Here is a 15,242-nt window from a genome sequence, read left to right as displayed (position 1 = left end):
AGGGGGAACACTAATAGACCAATAAGAAACGAAACAGCCACCGCCAGAGGCGAACCAAATAATGCCGCCGCCAAAGGCAAAAAACTACTCCTTCCCCAAGGCCATCCCCATAGCCCGAAGCGCCACAAGATACCCATCAACTCCCAAACCACAAATCACCCCCATCGCGGCCCGCGAAATCAACGAGTGCCGATACGTCTCATCGCGCTTATGGATATTGGTGATATGCAACTCAATGAGCGGCTGCTGAATCAGCTTGACAGCATCCAACACCGGCACTGAAGCAAACGAAAACCCCGCCGGGTTAATAATCACCGCGGCATCCCGCTCAAAGGCTTCCTGCAACCAGTCGACCATGGTCGCTTCACTATTGGTCTGGCGAAAATCGCACTGGAGTTCGAGCCTCGCTGCAAGCGCTTCAACCCGCTGCTGGACCTGCGCGAGCGTAGTCGTGCCATAGAGATGCGGCTCCCGCTTGCCGAGCATGTTCAGATTCGAGCCGTTCAGTACATATACGAGTTCAGTCATTGTTTCATTCGCCTGATTACAGAATTATTAGGTCGCCACGCAGCGAAGATGCCGGCGTGATATCCGCCGGCCACGACCTCACGTCAACGGGCGCAAAGTGCCTTCATCGCCTGTCACAGCGGCAGCAGAGTCGGCGCGATTCATATCGATGCCAAGCGTTTCGCGAGCAGTCAGGATCATGACGAGCGATATGACATTGAACACGACACACACCGCCACGACGCCCCACGGCGAGCCGTTGCACACCGCGAAGAGCCACACCGCCAGCACAGGCATCGGGCCGCCAGCAATCAGATTGGCGCCGGTGTACGCGAGCGCCGAACCGGAATAGCGCACGTTGGTCGGAAACGCCTCCGCGAATGCAACCGGTTGAATACCGCTTTGAAACTGCGTGAAGCCGAGAAAAAATCCCATCGCGGCCAGCATCGGCACGAAGCTCTTTGTGTCGAGAATCTGGAAGTACACGAACAGCATCAGCAGCGTCGCGGTCGAGCCAATGGCAAGTGCCTTCTTGCGGCCGATCCGGTCGCTCAGCATGCCACCAGCCAGCGCTCCGACAATGGCGCAGACATTGGCGCCCATCAGTAGCAGAAAGCCCGTTTGCTTGGGAATGGCAAGCGTCTTCGTGATGTAGCTAAGCGAAAACACCACGATCAGATAGAAGATCGCCGCCGGTCCGCAGAAGAACAGCATCCAGCGCAGAACGATGCGCCAGTGCAGCCGCACCACATCGCGCAACGGACTGCCCACATGCACGACTTCCGTCTTGCGCAGCGCCACGAACGCCGGCGTTTCACTGACTTTCAGGCGAATATAAACGCCCACTATCACCAGCACGAAACTCAGCACGAAGGGAATGCGCCAGCCATACGAATCGAATGCCTGGGCGGTCATGGTCGACGACAGCAGAAGCAGCACCCCATTGGCCATGATCTGACTCAGCGGCGAGCACAAGCCAAGCAGTCCGGAATACTTGCCGCGCCGGTCGGCGCTGGCATGCTCGATCGCCATCAGTTGCGCGCCGGTCGATTCGCCGCCGAGCGCGAACCCCTGCAGGATGCGTAGCAGCACCAGCAGAATCGGCGCCCACACGCCAATGCTGCCGTAAGTCGGCAACAGGCCCATCAGCATCGAAGCAAGTCCCATCACGGTGACGGTGCCGAGCATCAGGTTGCGTCGCCCGAGCTTGTCGCCCAGATGCCCGCAGATGATCGCGCCCAACGGTCGTGCGGCCAGCCCCACGCCGAAAGTGGCCAGCGAAGCCAGCAGCGCCGACGTCGGATCCATGGCGGGGAAGAAGAGCTTCGGCAAAACAGTGGCGGCCAGTGCGCCGTAAAGCGTGAAATCGAACCACTCGAGCGCGGTCCCAATTGCCGCGGCCGTGACTGCACGCGTACGCATCGCCGCGTGCGCGCCTTGCTGGGCATCGTTCATCATGTTGTCTCCTTGTCAATCGCCGTGTGGGGCGTCGGGTGCCCGGCGATGATCGCCGCCGGCCGCCTTAGACCGCTGTTTTGTCTAATGGATGAATCCTCATAGAGTGCCGCTTCGCGGTTGCGCGGCCGCAGTCAGCACCCTGGAACCGAGCTTAGCATCGGTAGGTGGGATGCCATTCCAGAGTGGAATTTCATCTCATAATGTGCAACCATGCGCAGCACGGCGACTCGCGAACCTGAGTCAAATTATCTGGAGACAAGGATGCCCGGCGTCACTGAACGCACCCTCGCGGTCCTCGAATATCTGGCCACGCAAATGGAAGGCACGCCGCTCGCGCTCATCGCGGATGAGCTCGACATACCCCGCAGCGCATGCCACCGTTTGCTCGTCGACCTCAAACAGTGCGGGTACGTGCGCCAGTTGCGCGAGCATGGCGACTATGTGCTCACGACCAAACTCGTCGGCCTCGGACTCGGTTTTCTTGCGACGGCGGGCATCGTCGACATTGCGCAGACAATGCTCGACCGGCTCGCCGAGACATCGGGCGAACTGGTGCGGCTTGCGATCGTCGACGGCGACCGGCTAACATGGGTGGCCAAGGCACAAGGCGCGCTGAAAGGCTTGCGCTACGATCCGGATATGGGCATGGATACGATCCTGTCATGCAGCGCCACCGGCCACGCATGGATGATGACCATGACCGACGAACGGGCGCTCGAACTGGTATCGCGGCAGGGTTTCGGGCAACCGAAGCAATACGGTCCGAACGCACCCACCACAATTAATGCTTTGTTGAAGTTCGTGCATGCCGCGCGCGAGCGGGGCTATGCCACCATTAACGAGGTATTCGCCCCGGGCATGACGGCGATGGCTGCACCGGTGCAGCGGCGCGGCTATTCTGCAATTGGCGTGATCAGTATTGCCGGGCCGCTCGTGCGCCTCGATGAAAAACGTATGGCGGCCCTCGGGCCCACCTTGCTTGCGACTGCCGCCGAAGTGGCAGCCGCGAGCCATGCGTCGCCACTATTCAACCGCACTCGCTAATACCCGTGAGAAAGGCCGCGCGATCGTAGCGGGGCCTCGTCATCTGGAGAACACCATGCAGGACATCATCGAGGGCTTCATTCGCTTTCAACGCGAGGTCTTTCCGCAACAGATCGCGCTGTTCAAGCGCCTGTCGACAGCGCAAAGTCCGAGCACGCTTTTTGTGACCTGCTCGGATAGCCGTGTCGTGCCGGAGTTGCTCACGCAGGCGGAGCCCGGTGCGTTGTTCGTGATCCGCAATGCGGGCAACATCGTGCCGTCTTATGGGCCGGAGCCGGGCGGCGTTTCCGCCACGGTCGAATACGCAGTGGCCGTGCTGGGTGTGCGCGATATCGTGATATGCGGCCATTCCGATTGCGGGGCGATGACGGCGATTACCAGCCGCAAGAACCTCGACCATCTACCGGCAGTGGCGAGCTGGCTGCGTTACTCGGATGCAGCGAAAGCGATTAACGAGTCACGAACTCACTCATCGGACGCCGAGTGCCTCGACGCGATGGTGAAGGAAAATGTCGTGGCGCAACTCGCGAACATTCGCACTCATCCGTCCGTGGCCGTGGGGCTGGCGAATAAAAACCTGCAACTGCACGGCTGGATCTTCGATATCGAAAGCGGCAGCATGCTTGCGCTCGACGGGCGTACCGGCAATTTCCTGCCGCTGGTGGACAACCCTGACATTTACGCCGTATAGCGGTAACAACCAGGTATTCGTGGAGTGCAATGCAACGGACCCAAAGCGGCCGTTTTGCGGCCGCCGGGTCATAGGAGACGACCCATGTGCGACCATCATTTGTCTTCCGCCACGCGGCGCCACTGGCTGCTGGCCGGCGTGTCATCGCTTGCGCTGGCGTCGCTGCCGGCGCATCAGGCAAACGCCGCATCGCCCGCAGGCGGCAACGCGCCCAATTCGATCCCGCCGGAAGATGCGCTCGCACGCCTGATGGACGGCAACGCCCGTTACGCCGCGAATACTCCTTCAAACAAGGACTATTCCGCAGGGCGTGCGGCTCGCGTGGAGGTTCAGTATCCGATCGCGGCGATCGTCGGTTGCGCGGATTCGCGTGTGGCGCCGGAGTTTGCCTTCGATCAGGGGCCGGGCGATCTGTTCGTCGTACGGGTGGCGGGCAATTTCGTCAATGACGACATCCTCGCCAGCCTCGAGTACGGTGTCGAGTTCCTCGGCGTCCCATTGATCATGGTGCTCGGGCATACCAACTGTGGCGCGGTGACGGCAGCGGTCAAAGTGATTAAGGACGGCACCCGTTTGCCGGGTCACCTGCCCGAACTGGTGCGCGCGCTCAGGCCTGCCGTGCAGATGGCGGGCCTGCATCATGGCGACGATCTGGTTGAGCAAGCCACAATCGAAAACGTGCGCCTGAACGCGAATCGCCTGACTGTGGCGAGGCCGTTGATCAGCCGGTATGTCGCGAGTGGGAAGGTCAAGGTGGTCGGCGGCGTCTACGATCTGGCGACTGGCAAGATCGCGCTGGTCTGATTTCTTCGGGCACGGCAATGAAAGGCCGCCACGCCGCGTGCGTTGTCATTGCGGATGGCGGTACGCTCTCGCGCCTAAGTGCTTCGCGGGCGTATCCAGGTCGAAAACGGCTTGGAACGCGCGGTGAGTGCTACTGAGGAATGGCGCAGCGAAACGCCAGGCTGATACGCGGCTCGGTGATACCGGCTACCTTTGGAATGCCATGCTCATGGGTAAATTGCGACGCGTAACTCATGACGAGGCAACTGCCTGCCTCGAGTTCGATATGCACGAGGCGGCCCGGACCGCCTTTGGGGCGAATCGACATACGACGGTTCGCGCCGAGCGAAACAATGGCAATGGGCTGGCCGGGGAGCAGTTTCTCGGTCTTGTCACTGTGAGGCGCCACGCTGTCATTGCCGTCGCGATAGAGGTTCAGGCCGACGCGATTGAATGGCGCGCCGATTAACGAGCGCACCGCGTCAAACGCTTCTGTCAGCGGTGCGGGCAAATCCTGGGATTCCCGGGTGAAGGTGGCGAGCAGGCGTGGAACCGCCACTTCCCGGTCGTACATCATGCGCTGCTGGCTCATCCAGCTGATATTGCGCAGCGCCTCGTCGAACCACTGCTCCGCCGTGAACGCCGGGATCGACTCGGGCAAGTAACGGATGCCACCTTCCTCGTCATGGATAAGCGACACAGGCGCGGGCGCGAACAAGCCTTGCTGGACCAGCATCATTCCCACCTTGAGTAGCGATAGCGCCGGAACGAGACGCCGGGCCATCAGGCAGGTCATTATACTGTGTTTTTATACAGTGTTTTGGGCTTGCTACGGGCGGCCGCCACCGGTTTCGTCGAACGGGTGGGGATCAGGAGCGGTGAGGCGTGTCCGGCCGGTGCGCGCGATCGTTCACGGCTACAGGTCGTTCCGGCCGGTGCGCGCGATCGTTCGCGGCTACAGGTCGTTCCGGCCGATGCGCGCGATCGTTCGTGGCTACGGGTCGTTCCGGGCGGCGCGCGTGATCGTTCGCGGCTACGGGTCCTATCGGCCGATGCGCGTGTTCATGTGCAGTGTCCGCGTGGAGCCGTTGCACGTGATGTGGATCGTCGTGCCGATGATCGCCATACGCGTAGTGGACGGGAGGATGCCTGTGCTCGTGAGCCGCGACGGAGCGCAGATTATCGCGGCGTCGATAGATTTCCTGGCGACGGTCGCCGTGCGCGTAGAAGTGGCGATGCCGCCGTCCGTCCGACCCCACGACCCAGATATACGTACTGCCGCCGATGTATATAACGTCGCTGTTACGCGCGGCTGTGATATAGACGTCGTCGTGGTCGGGAATCACTTCTTCGTGCACGACGGGCCGTGCCACGACTACCGTCGCGCGGGGCGGCGGCGGTGCCGTCGTCGTCACGACGACGGTTGCGCGGGCCGGTTGCGCAGCCTGCCTCCCAGTGCTGGTGACACACGCCGCGAGTGACAGGGCACAGGTCGTCGCAGCGATATAAACAGCCAACTTTGTATAGTGCAAACCGTGCTCCGCATTCCATCAGGATGATGCCAGGATAACGGCCTGGCTGCGCAATACTTGAGTGGTAGCGGCGCAGTGTCATAGTCGCTGAAAGGCTGGCGTTTTCGGACAACGCCCCATGCATAAACCGACGAAGCGTCGTTACAGAGAATATAAATACGAAACTGGATGCATCCAGATTGCGTGCGCGTTCGTACGTACCTTATTCGGCCCGGGCTCGCGTTCGTTGCGGCGGCATCCTTTGATGCGCGGCGAACCCTCTGATGAATCCGGGCACGCCCGCGACAGTGCCGGATGCGCGTGTCGATGACTTGAGGGGGAGGCGTCATGCATAGCGAACCCAGGAAGATAGCGCTCGCGGGCGTGCTAGTTGGCGCGGTGGCGATTGCCGCGTATGTATCGCAGTCAGGCAAACAGTGGCTATCGAGCGACGAACTCGGTCTGGAGCATGGCAGTGCCTCGATCTATCACGCGCGCGGCAACATGATCACGGGCTCGGTGACGACGGGTCCGGCGAGCACGAACGCGAACGGCATTTCCTCGGCCGCTTTGGCCGGCGATCTCCAGCCGGCACACAACAGTTCGCAGCCCAACGATCTTGCGTCCACGCCGGCGCAGCTGGACGCCGCGCGACTGGTCCACCAGGACGACACGCAAATGGGCGCCTCGCAAGCACCGCCACAGACGCGTGCGGACAACGCGCAGCAAGCGTTGACGACGACGCGTGCTGAGAAACCACAGCAGTCATCGAAATCGCCAAGCTTCGCTGCTGCGTCGACGGCGAAAAATGTCCATTCACATGACCGCCACTTCGCGGCGCGTGGGGTTTCGCATCACGGCTCGGGCTATACGCGCAGTCCGCATGTTCCGGATACCGCGGTTGCGGACAAAAGTGCTTCCGGCGGGCGAGCTAGTGTCGTCGTCGCGCCGGTTGTGGCGAGCGCGCCTTTTTCTTCTGCGCCGGCTCCAGTGAAGGTGGTGCCGACTGTAAATAACGGGCCCGTTGGGCAGCCATCGGCCGAAACGGTGCCATCGAACCCACAAGCGGAACTCACCGCACAAGCGGTGCCCACGCCGCCGCTCGTCCAACCTGCCTCGTCCAGCGGCGTGACGCCGAAAACGGAGTCGGGTGCACTGACCCGTGCCCAGGTGCGCGCGGAAATCGCCCGTGCCCGATCCGACGGCAGTCTCCCGCCATTTGGCAATCCGGATCCCGCCGGGCCGGGCGGGGCGCCGAGTTACACCACTGCGCCACGTCCCTGACGCCTGCCGTGAGGCCTACCGCAACGAGGCAGCGAGTCTCGCGAAGGTGCGCTCATCGGTGCGATCGAACGCAAGCGGCGTGACCGAGACGCGGCCCGAGGCCACTACCGCGGTCTCGCTATCGGGCTCGTTGGCACGCGCGCCGCGTTGAAATCGCAGCCAGTGATAGGCCATGCCGCGCGGATCGACATGCGGCAGCACCTCGATATCTTCAACGAGTCCGACGCCTTGTTTCGTCGGCGTGAGCGGACCGGCCGCCCCGGCATCCACGTCGGGAAAATTGATGTTCAGGCAGGTCGGCGTGTCGTGCTCCACTGCGAGCAACTGACGGATCACGCCGGGCGCGAGCGTACGGGCGGTGTCCCAGCGCACGTTGTTGCGATCGCTGAACGTCTGGCTCAAGGCGAACGACGGCAGGCCGAGCAACAGGCCCGTCATCGCCGCGCCGACGGTACCGGAGAACATCGTCTCCACGCCCAGATTGCCGCCGCGATTGACGCCGGAGAGAATGAGCGTCGGCGGTGCGTCACGCATCAGATGACGCACCCCCATCACGACGCAATCGCCCGGTGTGCCGATCACGCCAAAACGCCGCTCGCCCTGGCGGCTGACCCGCAGCGGCGAATGCAGGCTGATCGAATGCGACGTGCCGCTCTGATCATGCTCGGGCGCGACCACCCAGACTTCGTGCGCGAGCTCGGCCGCCACGGCTTCGAGCACGGCGAGACCCGGCGCATCGATACCATCGTCGTTGGTCAACAGTACCCGCGGCACTTTGGATTCATGGACAGACATCGCAGCAAACTCCTTTCGATCTGGTCAGGGAAACCTCATTATCCGGCTATTGAAACACTCCCGCTGCCGGACGAGCCGCGCCTACGCTCCTTGTGTACCATGCGGATTGCGCCGTGCTTTCCCGTTCGAGCCTCGTTGCTGCACGTTTCAATCGACCAACGCAGCCGCCGTTTCCATCACCCCAGACTGGATAAACCGCCATGCAGTTACAGCCGTTTCAGATTGCCGTGCCGGACGACGACATAGCGGACCTTCGCCGGCGTATCCGCGCAACGCGCTGGGCACCGATGACGCCGTCGCCAGCCTGGCGGCAGGGCGCAGACTCCGCATGGCTGCGCGAGCTCGCCGATTACTGGGCCGAGCGTTTCGACTGGCGCGCGGCTGAACGCAGCCTGAATCAGCAACCGCAATTTCTTGCCGAGGTCGAGGGTCAGCGCGTGCATTTCGTCCATCGGCGGGGTGTGGGGCCCGCGCCGTATCCACTCGTGATCACGCATGGCTGGCCGGGATCGTTCTTCGAGTTCCATGCGTTGCTCGACCAGTTGTGCGACCCGGCCGCGTTCGGCGGCGATCCTGCCGACGCTTTCGATGTCGTCGTGCCGTCGCTGCCTGGCTTCGCGTTTTCGCAGGCGCCCGCGCAAGCCGGCATGTCCGCGTTTCAGGTGGCGGACTTGTGGGCGTCGCTGATGCGTGGCCTCGGTTATGAGCGGTTTGGCGCACAGGGCGGCGATCTGGGGGCCGGCGTATCGATCGGGCTCGCGGCGCGGCATCAGGAAGTTGTCGACGGCATTCATCTCAACTTCTTGCCGAGTTCCTATGAACCGGCCAGCGGTCCTTCCCGGGTACCGCTCACGCTCGAGGAGGAGCACTTCCTGCAGGCGAAAAACGAGTGGGCCGCACTCGAAGGCGGCTATGCGCATATGCACAGCACGAAGCCACAAACGCTGGCGGCGTCGCTTAACGATTCGCCGGTAGGACTCGCCGCGTGGATCGGCGAAAAGTTTCGCGCGTGGAGCGATTGTGGCGGTGACGTCGAACGGGTGTTTTCGAAGGACGAACTGCTCACCAACATTTCGCTTTACTGGTACACCCAGAGCATGGGCTCGGCAATCCAGATGTATTGGGAAAATCGCCTGCAACCCATGCGTTTCAGCGAAGGACAACGCGTCGTGCCGCCGGCGGGGTTCGCGCATTTCCCCAAGGAAATCAACCATCCGCCCCGCACGTGGCTTGAACGAACTTTCAATGTCGTGCAATGGACCGATATGCCGGCCGGTGGACACTTCGCGGCGATGGAAAAGCCCGCTCTGCTTGCTGCCGAGATTCGCCAGTTTTTCCGGGCGTTCAGAGCGTAGCCGGGTCGATCGAGCGGGGTGAAGCGCGCAGACATCGCAAGCTTTGCTCGCGCCCAACGACCAACGACCAACGGCCGGCGCGCTAAACCACCCCAAGCAGTTCCTTCAACTGCGCGGTTTTCGAGCGGCTGACAGGCACCGGCGTCTGCTCCGCATCGTCCATCACCAGATTCACGCTTTCGTCTGATTTGACCAGTTCGACCGCGTACGGAAGGCTCACGATATGGCTGCGGTGCACGCGCAGATAAATGCTGTTGTCCAGCCGCAGTTCGAGATCGGCTAGCGAGAGATTGGAGAGGTAGCGGTCGTCCTTTGTGACGATGGTCGTGTAATGCCCGTCTCCCTGAAAGCGCACGATGTCCTTGAGATCGATCAGGATCACGCGGTTCTTCCGGTACACGGGAATCTTGAACAGACGGCGCGGCTGCGCGGTGTGTCCGCCCACCTGCTGCGCGGAGGGCTCGGTCGTGAGATCGGTCACGTCGTAGAAAATCATGCAGGTTCCGCACGTGCCGGCGGTGCCGGTCATCCTGGAGACCTTGAGCATCAGGATCCGGTCGGGGATATTGATCATCATGGCCACCGGCGGCGGCGATTTGACCGGGCAGCCGCCCGCATCTCGCGACTGCAGCAGAAAGCGCAGCTTGTCGCGGCTTTTTTCCGGGTGCAACTGCACCACGTCGATCCCGAACAATTTGTCCTGCGTAACGCCGAGCGACTGTTCGCCGGCCGGCCCGAGGATTTGCAGGGCGACGTCGTTGAATGCCGTGACGCGACCCTGGGCGTCGAGCCACACCATCCCCGGATTGAACTGCTCCAGTTTGTGCTGGAACGTTTCACCACGGCGGGGCTCCGACGCCGGAATGGGGGCGTGCTCAAACGGTTTCATGCCGGGTCTCCTGGCCTCGTGGGCTGTCCGCGCGCTCGGGCGGTTTGTCTCCGTTGTATGTCGTTTCCAGTTTTCGCGCAAGTTTTCGGACGGTTCACGCAGCGAAAGCCGCTATTCAGGAAGCGTCACGACAATGCTGCGCCGCGTCGCGGAGCGGCGCCTATCCCTGCCACATGCCCTGCCACGCGCCGCTTCAGCACCGAACGCCTTTCATGTCCGTTTTCCGGTAGTTGGCGCTCGTGCGCCACCATTCGGGAAATCGCATTGAAATGCTGCGTTGCATTGTGAAATGCTCGATCACATGCCGGGCATGCGCTGGTTTGCAGCCTGTACACAGCCGGATGACAACAAAGGAGGCCTGTGTGATCCCTCGTCCATTCGAATACCACGTTCCACGCACCTTGCCCGAGGCCATCGCCTTGCTCAACCAGCATGGCGACACGGCGAAGCTGCTGGCCGGCGGTCACAGCCTCCTGCCGATGATGAAGCTGCGTTTTGCCGAGCCGGATCATCTGATCGACCTGGGCAAGCTGGCCGAACTCAAGGGCATCCGTGAAGTGGGCAACGAGATTCGCATCGGCGCGATGACGACCGAGAGCGAACTGATTCAGTCCAGCCTGCTGCAAAGCCGTTGTCCGCTGATTGTGGAAGGCGCGCGGCAGATTTCCGATCCGCAGGTGCGCTATCGCGGCACGCTGGGCGGCGACATCTCGCACGGCGATCCCGGCAACGATCATCCGGCGTTGATGATCGCGCTCGACGCCGCTTTCGTTTTGCTGAGCGATCAGGGCGAACGCGTCGTGCCCGCTGACGGCTTCTTTCTCGGCACCTATATGACCCTGCTCGAAGCGGGCGAGATCATGACCGAGATTCGTATTCCGATGCCGCAGCCCGGTACGGGCGCGTGTTACGCGAAGCTCAAGCGCAAGACCGGCGACTTCGCGACCGCTGCCGCCGCGGTGACGCTGCGCATGAGCGGTGGCGTGGTGAGCGATGTTCGCATTGCCTTGACGAACGTCGCGCAAACGGCCGTGCGCGCCATCGACGCCGAGCAGTCATTACGCGGCAAGCCACTCGATGAACCGGCCATTGCGCAAGCCGCGGCGTTGGCAATGACGGCCTGCGAGCCGGTGGCGGATCTGCGCGGCGACGTCGAATACAAAACTGCGATGGCGGGTGAGATGACACGGCGAGCGTTGGCCACGGCCTATGCGCGGGCAGCACATTGAGGGCGGATTTCCGGAGAACACGGCATGAGCAAAAAGATCATGGTGTCGTTCAGGCTGAACGGCAAGGAAACGGACGTGGTGGTCGAACCGCGTGAGTTGCTGATTCATACGCTGCGCGAAAAGTGCCTGCATACCGGCCCGCATATCGGCTGTGAGACATCGCATTGTGGGGCGTGCACGGTCGACTTCGACGGCATGTCGGTGAAGTCCTGCACGATGCTGACGGTACAGGCCGAAGGCGCCGAGGTCATGACGGTGGAAGGGCTCGCGCAAGGCGGCGAATTGCACGCGCTGCAGGAGGGTTTCATGCAGGAGCACGGTCTGCAGTGCGGCTTCTGTACGCCCGGCATGCTGATGCGTGCCTACCGGCTTCTGCAGGAAAATCCCGATCCGAACGAGGAGGAAATCCGCTACTGGATGGCGGGCAACCTGTGCCGCTGCACGGGCTACCAGAACATCGTCAAGGCGGTGCAATATGCAGCGCGCAAGCTGCGCGGTGAAACGGTGGAAACATCGCATCCGCTGATGACCGCGGATAGCCACTGACGACCGGGAGAAACGTGATGGGAAATCTCGACGCCAATCTCGATCGTCTCGCCGCACTGGAAGGCATGGGTTGCTCGCGCAAACGCCGCGAAGACCCGCGTTTCATCCAGGGCAAAGGCATGTACGTCGACGACATCAGGATGCCGGGCATGCTGTTCGGCGTGATGGTGCGCAGCCCCTATGCGCATGCGCGCGTGAAGAGGATCGACACGTCTCGCGCGCTCGCGCACCCAGGCGTGCATGCGGTGCTGACCGCCAACGACCTCAAGCCGCTCAAACTGCACTGGATGCCGACGCTTGCCGGCGACGTGCAGGCGGTGCTGGCCGACGAGAAAGTCTGCTTCCAGAATCAGGAGGTCGCGTTCGTGGTCGCCGACGACCGCTACGTGGCGGCCGATGCGGCAGAACTGGTGGAAGTGGAATACGAGGAGTTGCCAGCGGTGATCGATCCGCATGCGGCGCTCGCGGCCGATGCGCCTGTCATCCGCGAAGACATTCAGGACAAGCAGGCCGGCGCGCACGGCGCCCGCAAGCATCCGAATCACATCTTCACGTGGAATATCGGTGACAAGGACAAGACCGACCGCGTCTTCGAGACTGCCGACGTCACCGTCAAACAGGACATGCTGTATCCGCGCGTGCATCCGTGTCCGCTGGAAACCTGTGGCTGTGTCGCTTCGTTCGACAAGGTGCGCGGCGATCTGACGGTCTATATCACGTCGCAGGCGCCGCATGTGGTGCGCACCGTGGTCGGCCTGCTCTCGGCGATACCCGAGTCGAAAATCCGCATCATCTCGCCGGATATCGGTGGCGGCTTCGGTAACAAGGTCGGCGTGTATCCGGGTTACGTGACGGCGATCGTTGCATCGATCGTGCTCGGCAGGCCCGTCAAATGGATCGAGTCGCGCTCGGAAAATCTCAGCAGCACCGCGTTTGCGCGCGACTATCACATGACCGGCGAGCTGGCCGCCGACCGCGACGGCCGGATCAAGGCGCTGCGCGTGCACGTCACCGCCGATCACGGCGCGTTCGATGCCTGTGCCGATCCGACCAAATGGCCCGCGGGCATGTTCCACGTTTGCACCGGCTCCTACGCGATACCGAACGCTTTCGTGTCTGTCGATGGCGTGTACACCAACAAGTTTCCAGGCGGCGTCGCTTACCGTTGTTCGTTCCGGGTGACGGAAGCGGTCTATCTGATCGAGCGGATGGTCGACGTGCTGGCGCAGAAACTCGGCATCGATAAAGCGGAGATACGTCTGCGCAATTTCATCCGCAAGGAGCAGTTTCCGTACACCACGCCGCTGGGTCTCGAATACGATTCGGGCGATTACGAGCCGGCACTGAACAAGGTGCTCGCCGCGGTCGACTACCCCGCATTGCGCGCCGAACAGGCCGCGCGCCGCGCCGACGCGAACGCCGAGTGGCTGATGGGGATCGGCGTGGTGAATTTCACGGAGATCGTCGGTGCGGGGCCGTCGAAGATGTGCGACATCCTCGGCATCGGCATGTTCGATTCGTGCGAAATCCGCGTGCATCCCGACGGGTCCGCGATTGCGCGCATGGGCACGATTACGCAGGGGCAGGGCCACCAGACCACTTACGCGCAGATCATCGCATCAGAAGCGGGGATTCCGGCTTCGGCGATCACGGTCGAGGAGGGCGACACGTCCACCGCGCCGTACGGACTCGGCACGTATGGGTCGCGTTCCACGCCGGTGGCGGGCGCGGCGGTGGCGCGCGCCTCGCGCAAGATCCGCGAAAAGGCTCGGCAAATCGCCGCGCATCTGCTCGAAGCGAGCCCGAACGACGTTGAGTTCGACCTCGACCGTTTCGTGCTGAAGGGCTCGCCCGAGCAGTTCAGGACCGTCAAGCAGGTGGCGTGGGCCGCCTATAACAATGTGCCCGAAGGCATGGAGATGGGGCTCGAAGCGGTCGACTATTACGATCCGCCGAACTTCACGTTTCCGTTTGGCGCCTACGTGTGCGTGCTCGAAGTGAACCGCTATACGGGCGAAACGCGGGTGCGCCGCTTTTATGCACTCGACGATTGCGGCACGCGGATCAATCCGATGATCATCGAAGGCCAGATTCATGGCGGCCTGACCGAAGGGTTCGCTGTCGCGATGGGTCAGGAAATGCCCTACGACGAAGCCGGCAACCTGCTGGGTGCGACGCTGCTCGATTACTTCGTGCCGACTTCGGCGGAAACGCCGCACTGGGAGACCGATTTCACGGTCACGCCGTCGCCGCATCATCCGATCGGTGCGAAAGGCGTGGCCGAATCGCCGCACGTGGGGTCGATTCCGTGCTTTACGTCGGCCATGGTCGATGCGTTCGCCCATCTTGGCGTGACGCATATGAACATGCCGCATAACGCGTATCGCGTGTGGCAGCAATGCCGCTCGCTTGGATTGGCGCGGCAGTAGCGGGCGGCATCGCGCCCGCCGTGCTTCCCGCTCACCACATACGCGAGGGATGGTGCAATGAAAGTCTCACTCAACAAACTGTTTCCGCTTCAGGCGTCGGCGCAGAGCGCCTGGCAGCTTCTGCAAAACATCGAGACCGTGGCTGGCTGCATGCCGGGCGCGAAGATCACCGAGCGCGTCGATGCCACCCATTACAAAGGGACCATCACGGTGCGCCTCGGGCCCGCCACGATGGCGTTCAAGGGCGAGATCGAGGTGATCGATCTCGATCCGGCAGCGCGCAGCCTGCATCTGGTCGGCAAGGGCACGGATCAGACCGGCAGCTCGGCTGCGTCGATGGACCTGAGCGCCGAGGTGCAGGCCACCGGCGAAACCTGTGATCTGGCCGGCAAAAGCGAAGTCACGATGAGCGGCAAGGCGGCCGCGCTCGGCGGACGCCTGATGGGGCCCGTGGCGGATCAGATGCTCAAGCAGTTCGTCGCCAACTTCGCGGCGCGGCTCGAGGCCTTGCAGGCGACGCCGTCGCAGGACCAAAGCCAGACGCAGCAGACCGTCACGCCAGCGCCCGGCCAGCAAGCGACCGCCGCGGCGCCGATGCCGCCAGACGCCTTAACGCCAACTGCCGATGCGCCCGCCTCCGAGCTCAACGGCTTTGCGCTCGCGTGGGCCGTACTGCGCGACTGGCTGCGCGGCCTTTTCTCGCGCAAGACGGCCTGAGCGC

15 protein-coding genes are annotated in these 15,242 nt (G+C 62.6%); 10 read left to right on the top strand and 5 right to left on the bottom strand.

What is annotated here, in order from left to right; translation table 11 throughout:
* Window positions 1-84 precede the first annotated feature (84 nt).
* Window positions 85-528: a type II 3-dehydroquinate dehydratase gene (locus PQR27_RS26705; protein WP_408526614.1), complete on the bottom strand. Its 444-nt coding sequence runs from the start codon at window positions 526-528 to the stop codon at window positions 85-87.
* Window positions 529-606: 78 nt separating this feature from the next.
* Complete coding sequence (locus tag PQR27_RS26700; RefSeq protein ID WP_408526613.1) at window positions 607-1,965, bottom strand: MFS transporter; 1,359 nt, start codon at window positions 1,963-1,965, stop codon at window positions 607-609.
* 261 nt (window positions 1,966-2,226) lie between these two features.
* On the opposite strand from PQR27_RS26700, the gene PQR27_RS26695 reads away from it, so the two are divergent.
* From PQR27_RS26695 to PQR27_RS26685, 3 genes are all read left to right on the top strand, one after another.
* Window positions 2,227-3,009, top strand: a complete 783-nt coding sequence (locus PQR27_RS26695; RefSeq protein ID WP_408526612.1) for an IclR family transcriptional regulator — start codon at window positions 2,227-2,229, stop codon at window positions 3,007-3,009.
* Window positions 3,010-3,064: 55 nt separating this feature from the next.
* A complete protein-coding gene (locus tag PQR27_RS26690) occupies window positions 3,065-3,700 on the top strand; it encodes a carbonic anhydrase (RefSeq protein ID WP_408526611.1) in 636 nt (211 codons plus the stop codon).
* An 84-nt stretch (window positions 3,701-3,784) separates the two neighbouring features.
* The gene (locus PQR27_RS26685; RefSeq protein ID WP_408526610.1) at window positions 3,785-4,504 is read left to right on the top strand and encodes a carbonic anhydrase; all 720 of its coding nucleotides are present in this window, start codon (window positions 3,785-3,787) and stop codon (window positions 4,502-4,504) included.
* A 130-nt stretch (window positions 4,505-4,634) separates the two neighbouring features.
* Here PQR27_RS26685 and PQR27_RS26680 read toward each other — a convergent pair whose 3' ends face one another.
* Window positions 4,635-5,219: an alpha-ketoglutarate-dependent dioxygenase AlkB family protein gene (locus tag PQR27_RS26680; RefSeq protein WP_408528310.1), complete on the bottom strand. Its 585-nt coding sequence runs from the start codon at window positions 5,217-5,219 to the stop codon at window positions 4,635-4,637.
* 160 nt (window positions 5,220-5,379) lie between these two features.
* Here PQR27_RS26680 and PQR27_RS26675 point away from each other — a divergent pair, with 160 nt between their 5' ends.
* Entirely contained in the window at window positions 5,380-5,964 is a 585-nt protein-coding gene (locus PQR27_RS26675; protein WP_408526609.1) for a hypothetical protein, read from the top strand.
* Between the two features lie 378 nt (window positions 5,965-6,342).
* On the top strand, window positions 6,343-7,278 hold the full coding sequence (locus PQR27_RS26670) for a hypothetical protein (RefSeq protein ID WP_408526608.1): 936 nt from the start codon (window positions 6,343-6,345) through the stop codon (window positions 7,276-7,278).
* A gap of 15 nt (window positions 7,279-7,293) precedes the next feature.
* Here PQR27_RS26670 and surE read toward each other — a convergent pair whose 3' ends face one another.
* Window positions 7,294-8,073 (bottom strand): 5'/3'-nucleotidase SurE, encoded by a 780-nt coding sequence (gene surE, locus PQR27_RS26665; protein ID WP_408526607.1) that lies wholly within the window; start codon window positions 8,071-8,073, stop codon window positions 7,294-7,296.
* A gap of 200 nt (window positions 8,074-8,273) precedes the next feature.
* On the opposite strand from surE, the gene PQR27_RS26660 reads away from it, so the two are divergent.
* Window positions 8,274-9,428 carry an epoxide hydrolase family protein gene (locus tag PQR27_RS26660; protein ID WP_408526606.1) on the top strand — a complete coding sequence of 385 codons (1,155 nt, stop codon included), beginning with the start codon at window positions 8,274-8,276 and terminating at the stop codon, window positions 9,426-9,428.
* 82 nt (window positions 9,429-9,510) lie between these two features.
* Here PQR27_RS26660 and PQR27_RS26655 read toward each other — a convergent pair whose 3' ends face one another.
* Window positions 9,511-10,317, bottom strand: a complete 807-nt coding sequence (locus PQR27_RS26655; RefSeq protein WP_408526605.1) for a LytTR family transcriptional regulator DNA-binding domain-containing protein — start codon at window positions 10,315-10,317, stop codon at window positions 9,511-9,513.
* Window positions 10,318-10,679: 362 nt separating this feature from the next.
* Between PQR27_RS26655 and PQR27_RS26650 the strand changes: the two genes are divergently transcribed.
* The 4 genes from PQR27_RS26650 to PQR27_RS26635 are packed head-to-tail and all read left to right on the top strand — an operon-like array spanning window position 10,680 to window position 15,238.
* Window positions 10,680-11,546, top strand: a complete 867-nt coding sequence (locus PQR27_RS26650) for an FAD binding domain-containing protein (RefSeq protein WP_408526604.1) — start codon at window positions 10,680-10,682, stop codon at window positions 11,544-11,546.
* Between the two features lie 24 nt (window positions 11,547-11,570).
* Window positions 11,571-12,092, top strand: a complete 522-nt coding sequence (locus tag PQR27_RS26645) for a (2Fe-2S)-binding protein (protein WP_408526603.1) — start codon at window positions 11,571-11,573, stop codon at window positions 12,090-12,092.
* Window positions 12,093-12,109: 17 nt separating this feature from the next.
* Window positions 12,110-14,521 (top strand): aerobic carbon-monoxide dehydrogenase large subunit, encoded by a 2,412-nt coding sequence (locus tag PQR27_RS26640; protein ID WP_408526602.1) that lies wholly within the window; start codon window positions 12,110-12,112, stop codon window positions 14,519-14,521.
* A 57-nt stretch (window positions 14,522-14,578) separates the two neighbouring features.
* The gene (locus PQR27_RS26635; protein ID WP_408526601.1) at window positions 14,579-15,238 is read left to right on the top strand and encodes an SRPBCC family protein; all 660 of its coding nucleotides are present in this window, start codon (window positions 14,579-14,581) and stop codon (window positions 15,236-15,238) included.
* Window positions 15,239-15,242: the final 4 nt, after the last annotated feature.

The organism is Paraburkholderia fungorum (assembly GCF_046027215.1).
Classification (GTDB): domain Bacteria; phylum Pseudomonadota; class Gammaproteobacteria; order Burkholderiales; family Burkholderiaceae; genus Paraburkholderia; species Paraburkholderia fungorum_D.
Note: the sequence above shows the minus strand (reverse complement) of the source record. Positions and strands in the feature narration are given on the sequence as shown.

Bases quoted from the DNA above. Each gene is read 5' to 3' on its own strand.
- PQR27_RS26705 (WP_408526614.1), bottom strand. From the start codon at position 528: ATGACTGAACTCGTATATGTACTGAACGGCTCGAATCTGAACATGCTC.
- PQR27_RS26700 (WP_408526613.1), bottom strand. From the start codon at position 1,965: ATGATGAACGATGCCCAGCAAGGCGCGCACGCGGCGATGCGTACGCGT.
- PQR27_RS26695 (WP_408526612.1), top strand. From the start codon at position 2,227: ATGCCCGGCGTCACTGAACGCACCCTCGCGGTCCTCGAATATCTGGCC.
- PQR27_RS26690 (WP_408526611.1), top strand. From the start codon at position 3,065: ATGCAGGACATCATCGAGGGCTTCATTCGCTTTCAACGCGAGGTCTTT.
- PQR27_RS26685 (WP_408526610.1), top strand. From the start codon at position 3,785: ATGTGCGACCATCATTTGTCTTCCGCCACGCGGCGCCACTGGCTGCTG.
- PQR27_RS26680 (WP_408528310.1), bottom strand. From the start codon at position 5,219: ATGCTGGTCCAGCAAGGCTTGTTCGCGCCCGCGCCTGTGTCGCTTATC.
- PQR27_RS26670 (WP_408526608.1), top strand. From the start codon at position 6,343: ATGCATAGCGAACCCAGGAAGATAGCGCTCGCGGGCGTGCTAGTTGGC.
- surE (WP_408526607.1), bottom strand. From the start codon at position 8,073: ATGTCTGTCCATGAATCCAAAGTGCCGCGGGTACTGTTGACCAACGAC.
- PQR27_RS26660 (WP_408526606.1), top strand. From the start codon at position 8,274: ATGCAGTTACAGCCGTTTCAGATTGCCGTGCCGGACGACGACATAGCG.
- PQR27_RS26655 (WP_408526605.1), bottom strand. From the start codon at position 10,317: ATGAAACCGTTTGAGCACGCCCCCATTCCGGCGTCGGAGCCCCGCCGT.
- PQR27_RS26645 (WP_408526603.1), top strand. From the start codon at position 11,571: ATGAGCAAAAAGATCATGGTGTCGTTCAGGCTGAACGGCAAGGAAACG.
- PQR27_RS26640 (WP_408526602.1), top strand. From the start codon at position 12,110: ATGGGAAATCTCGACGCCAATCTCGATCGTCTCGCCGCACTGGAAGGC.
- PQR27_RS26635 (WP_408526601.1), top strand. From the start codon at position 14,579: ATGAAAGTCTCACTCAACAAACTGTTTCCGCTTCAGGCGTCGGCGCAG.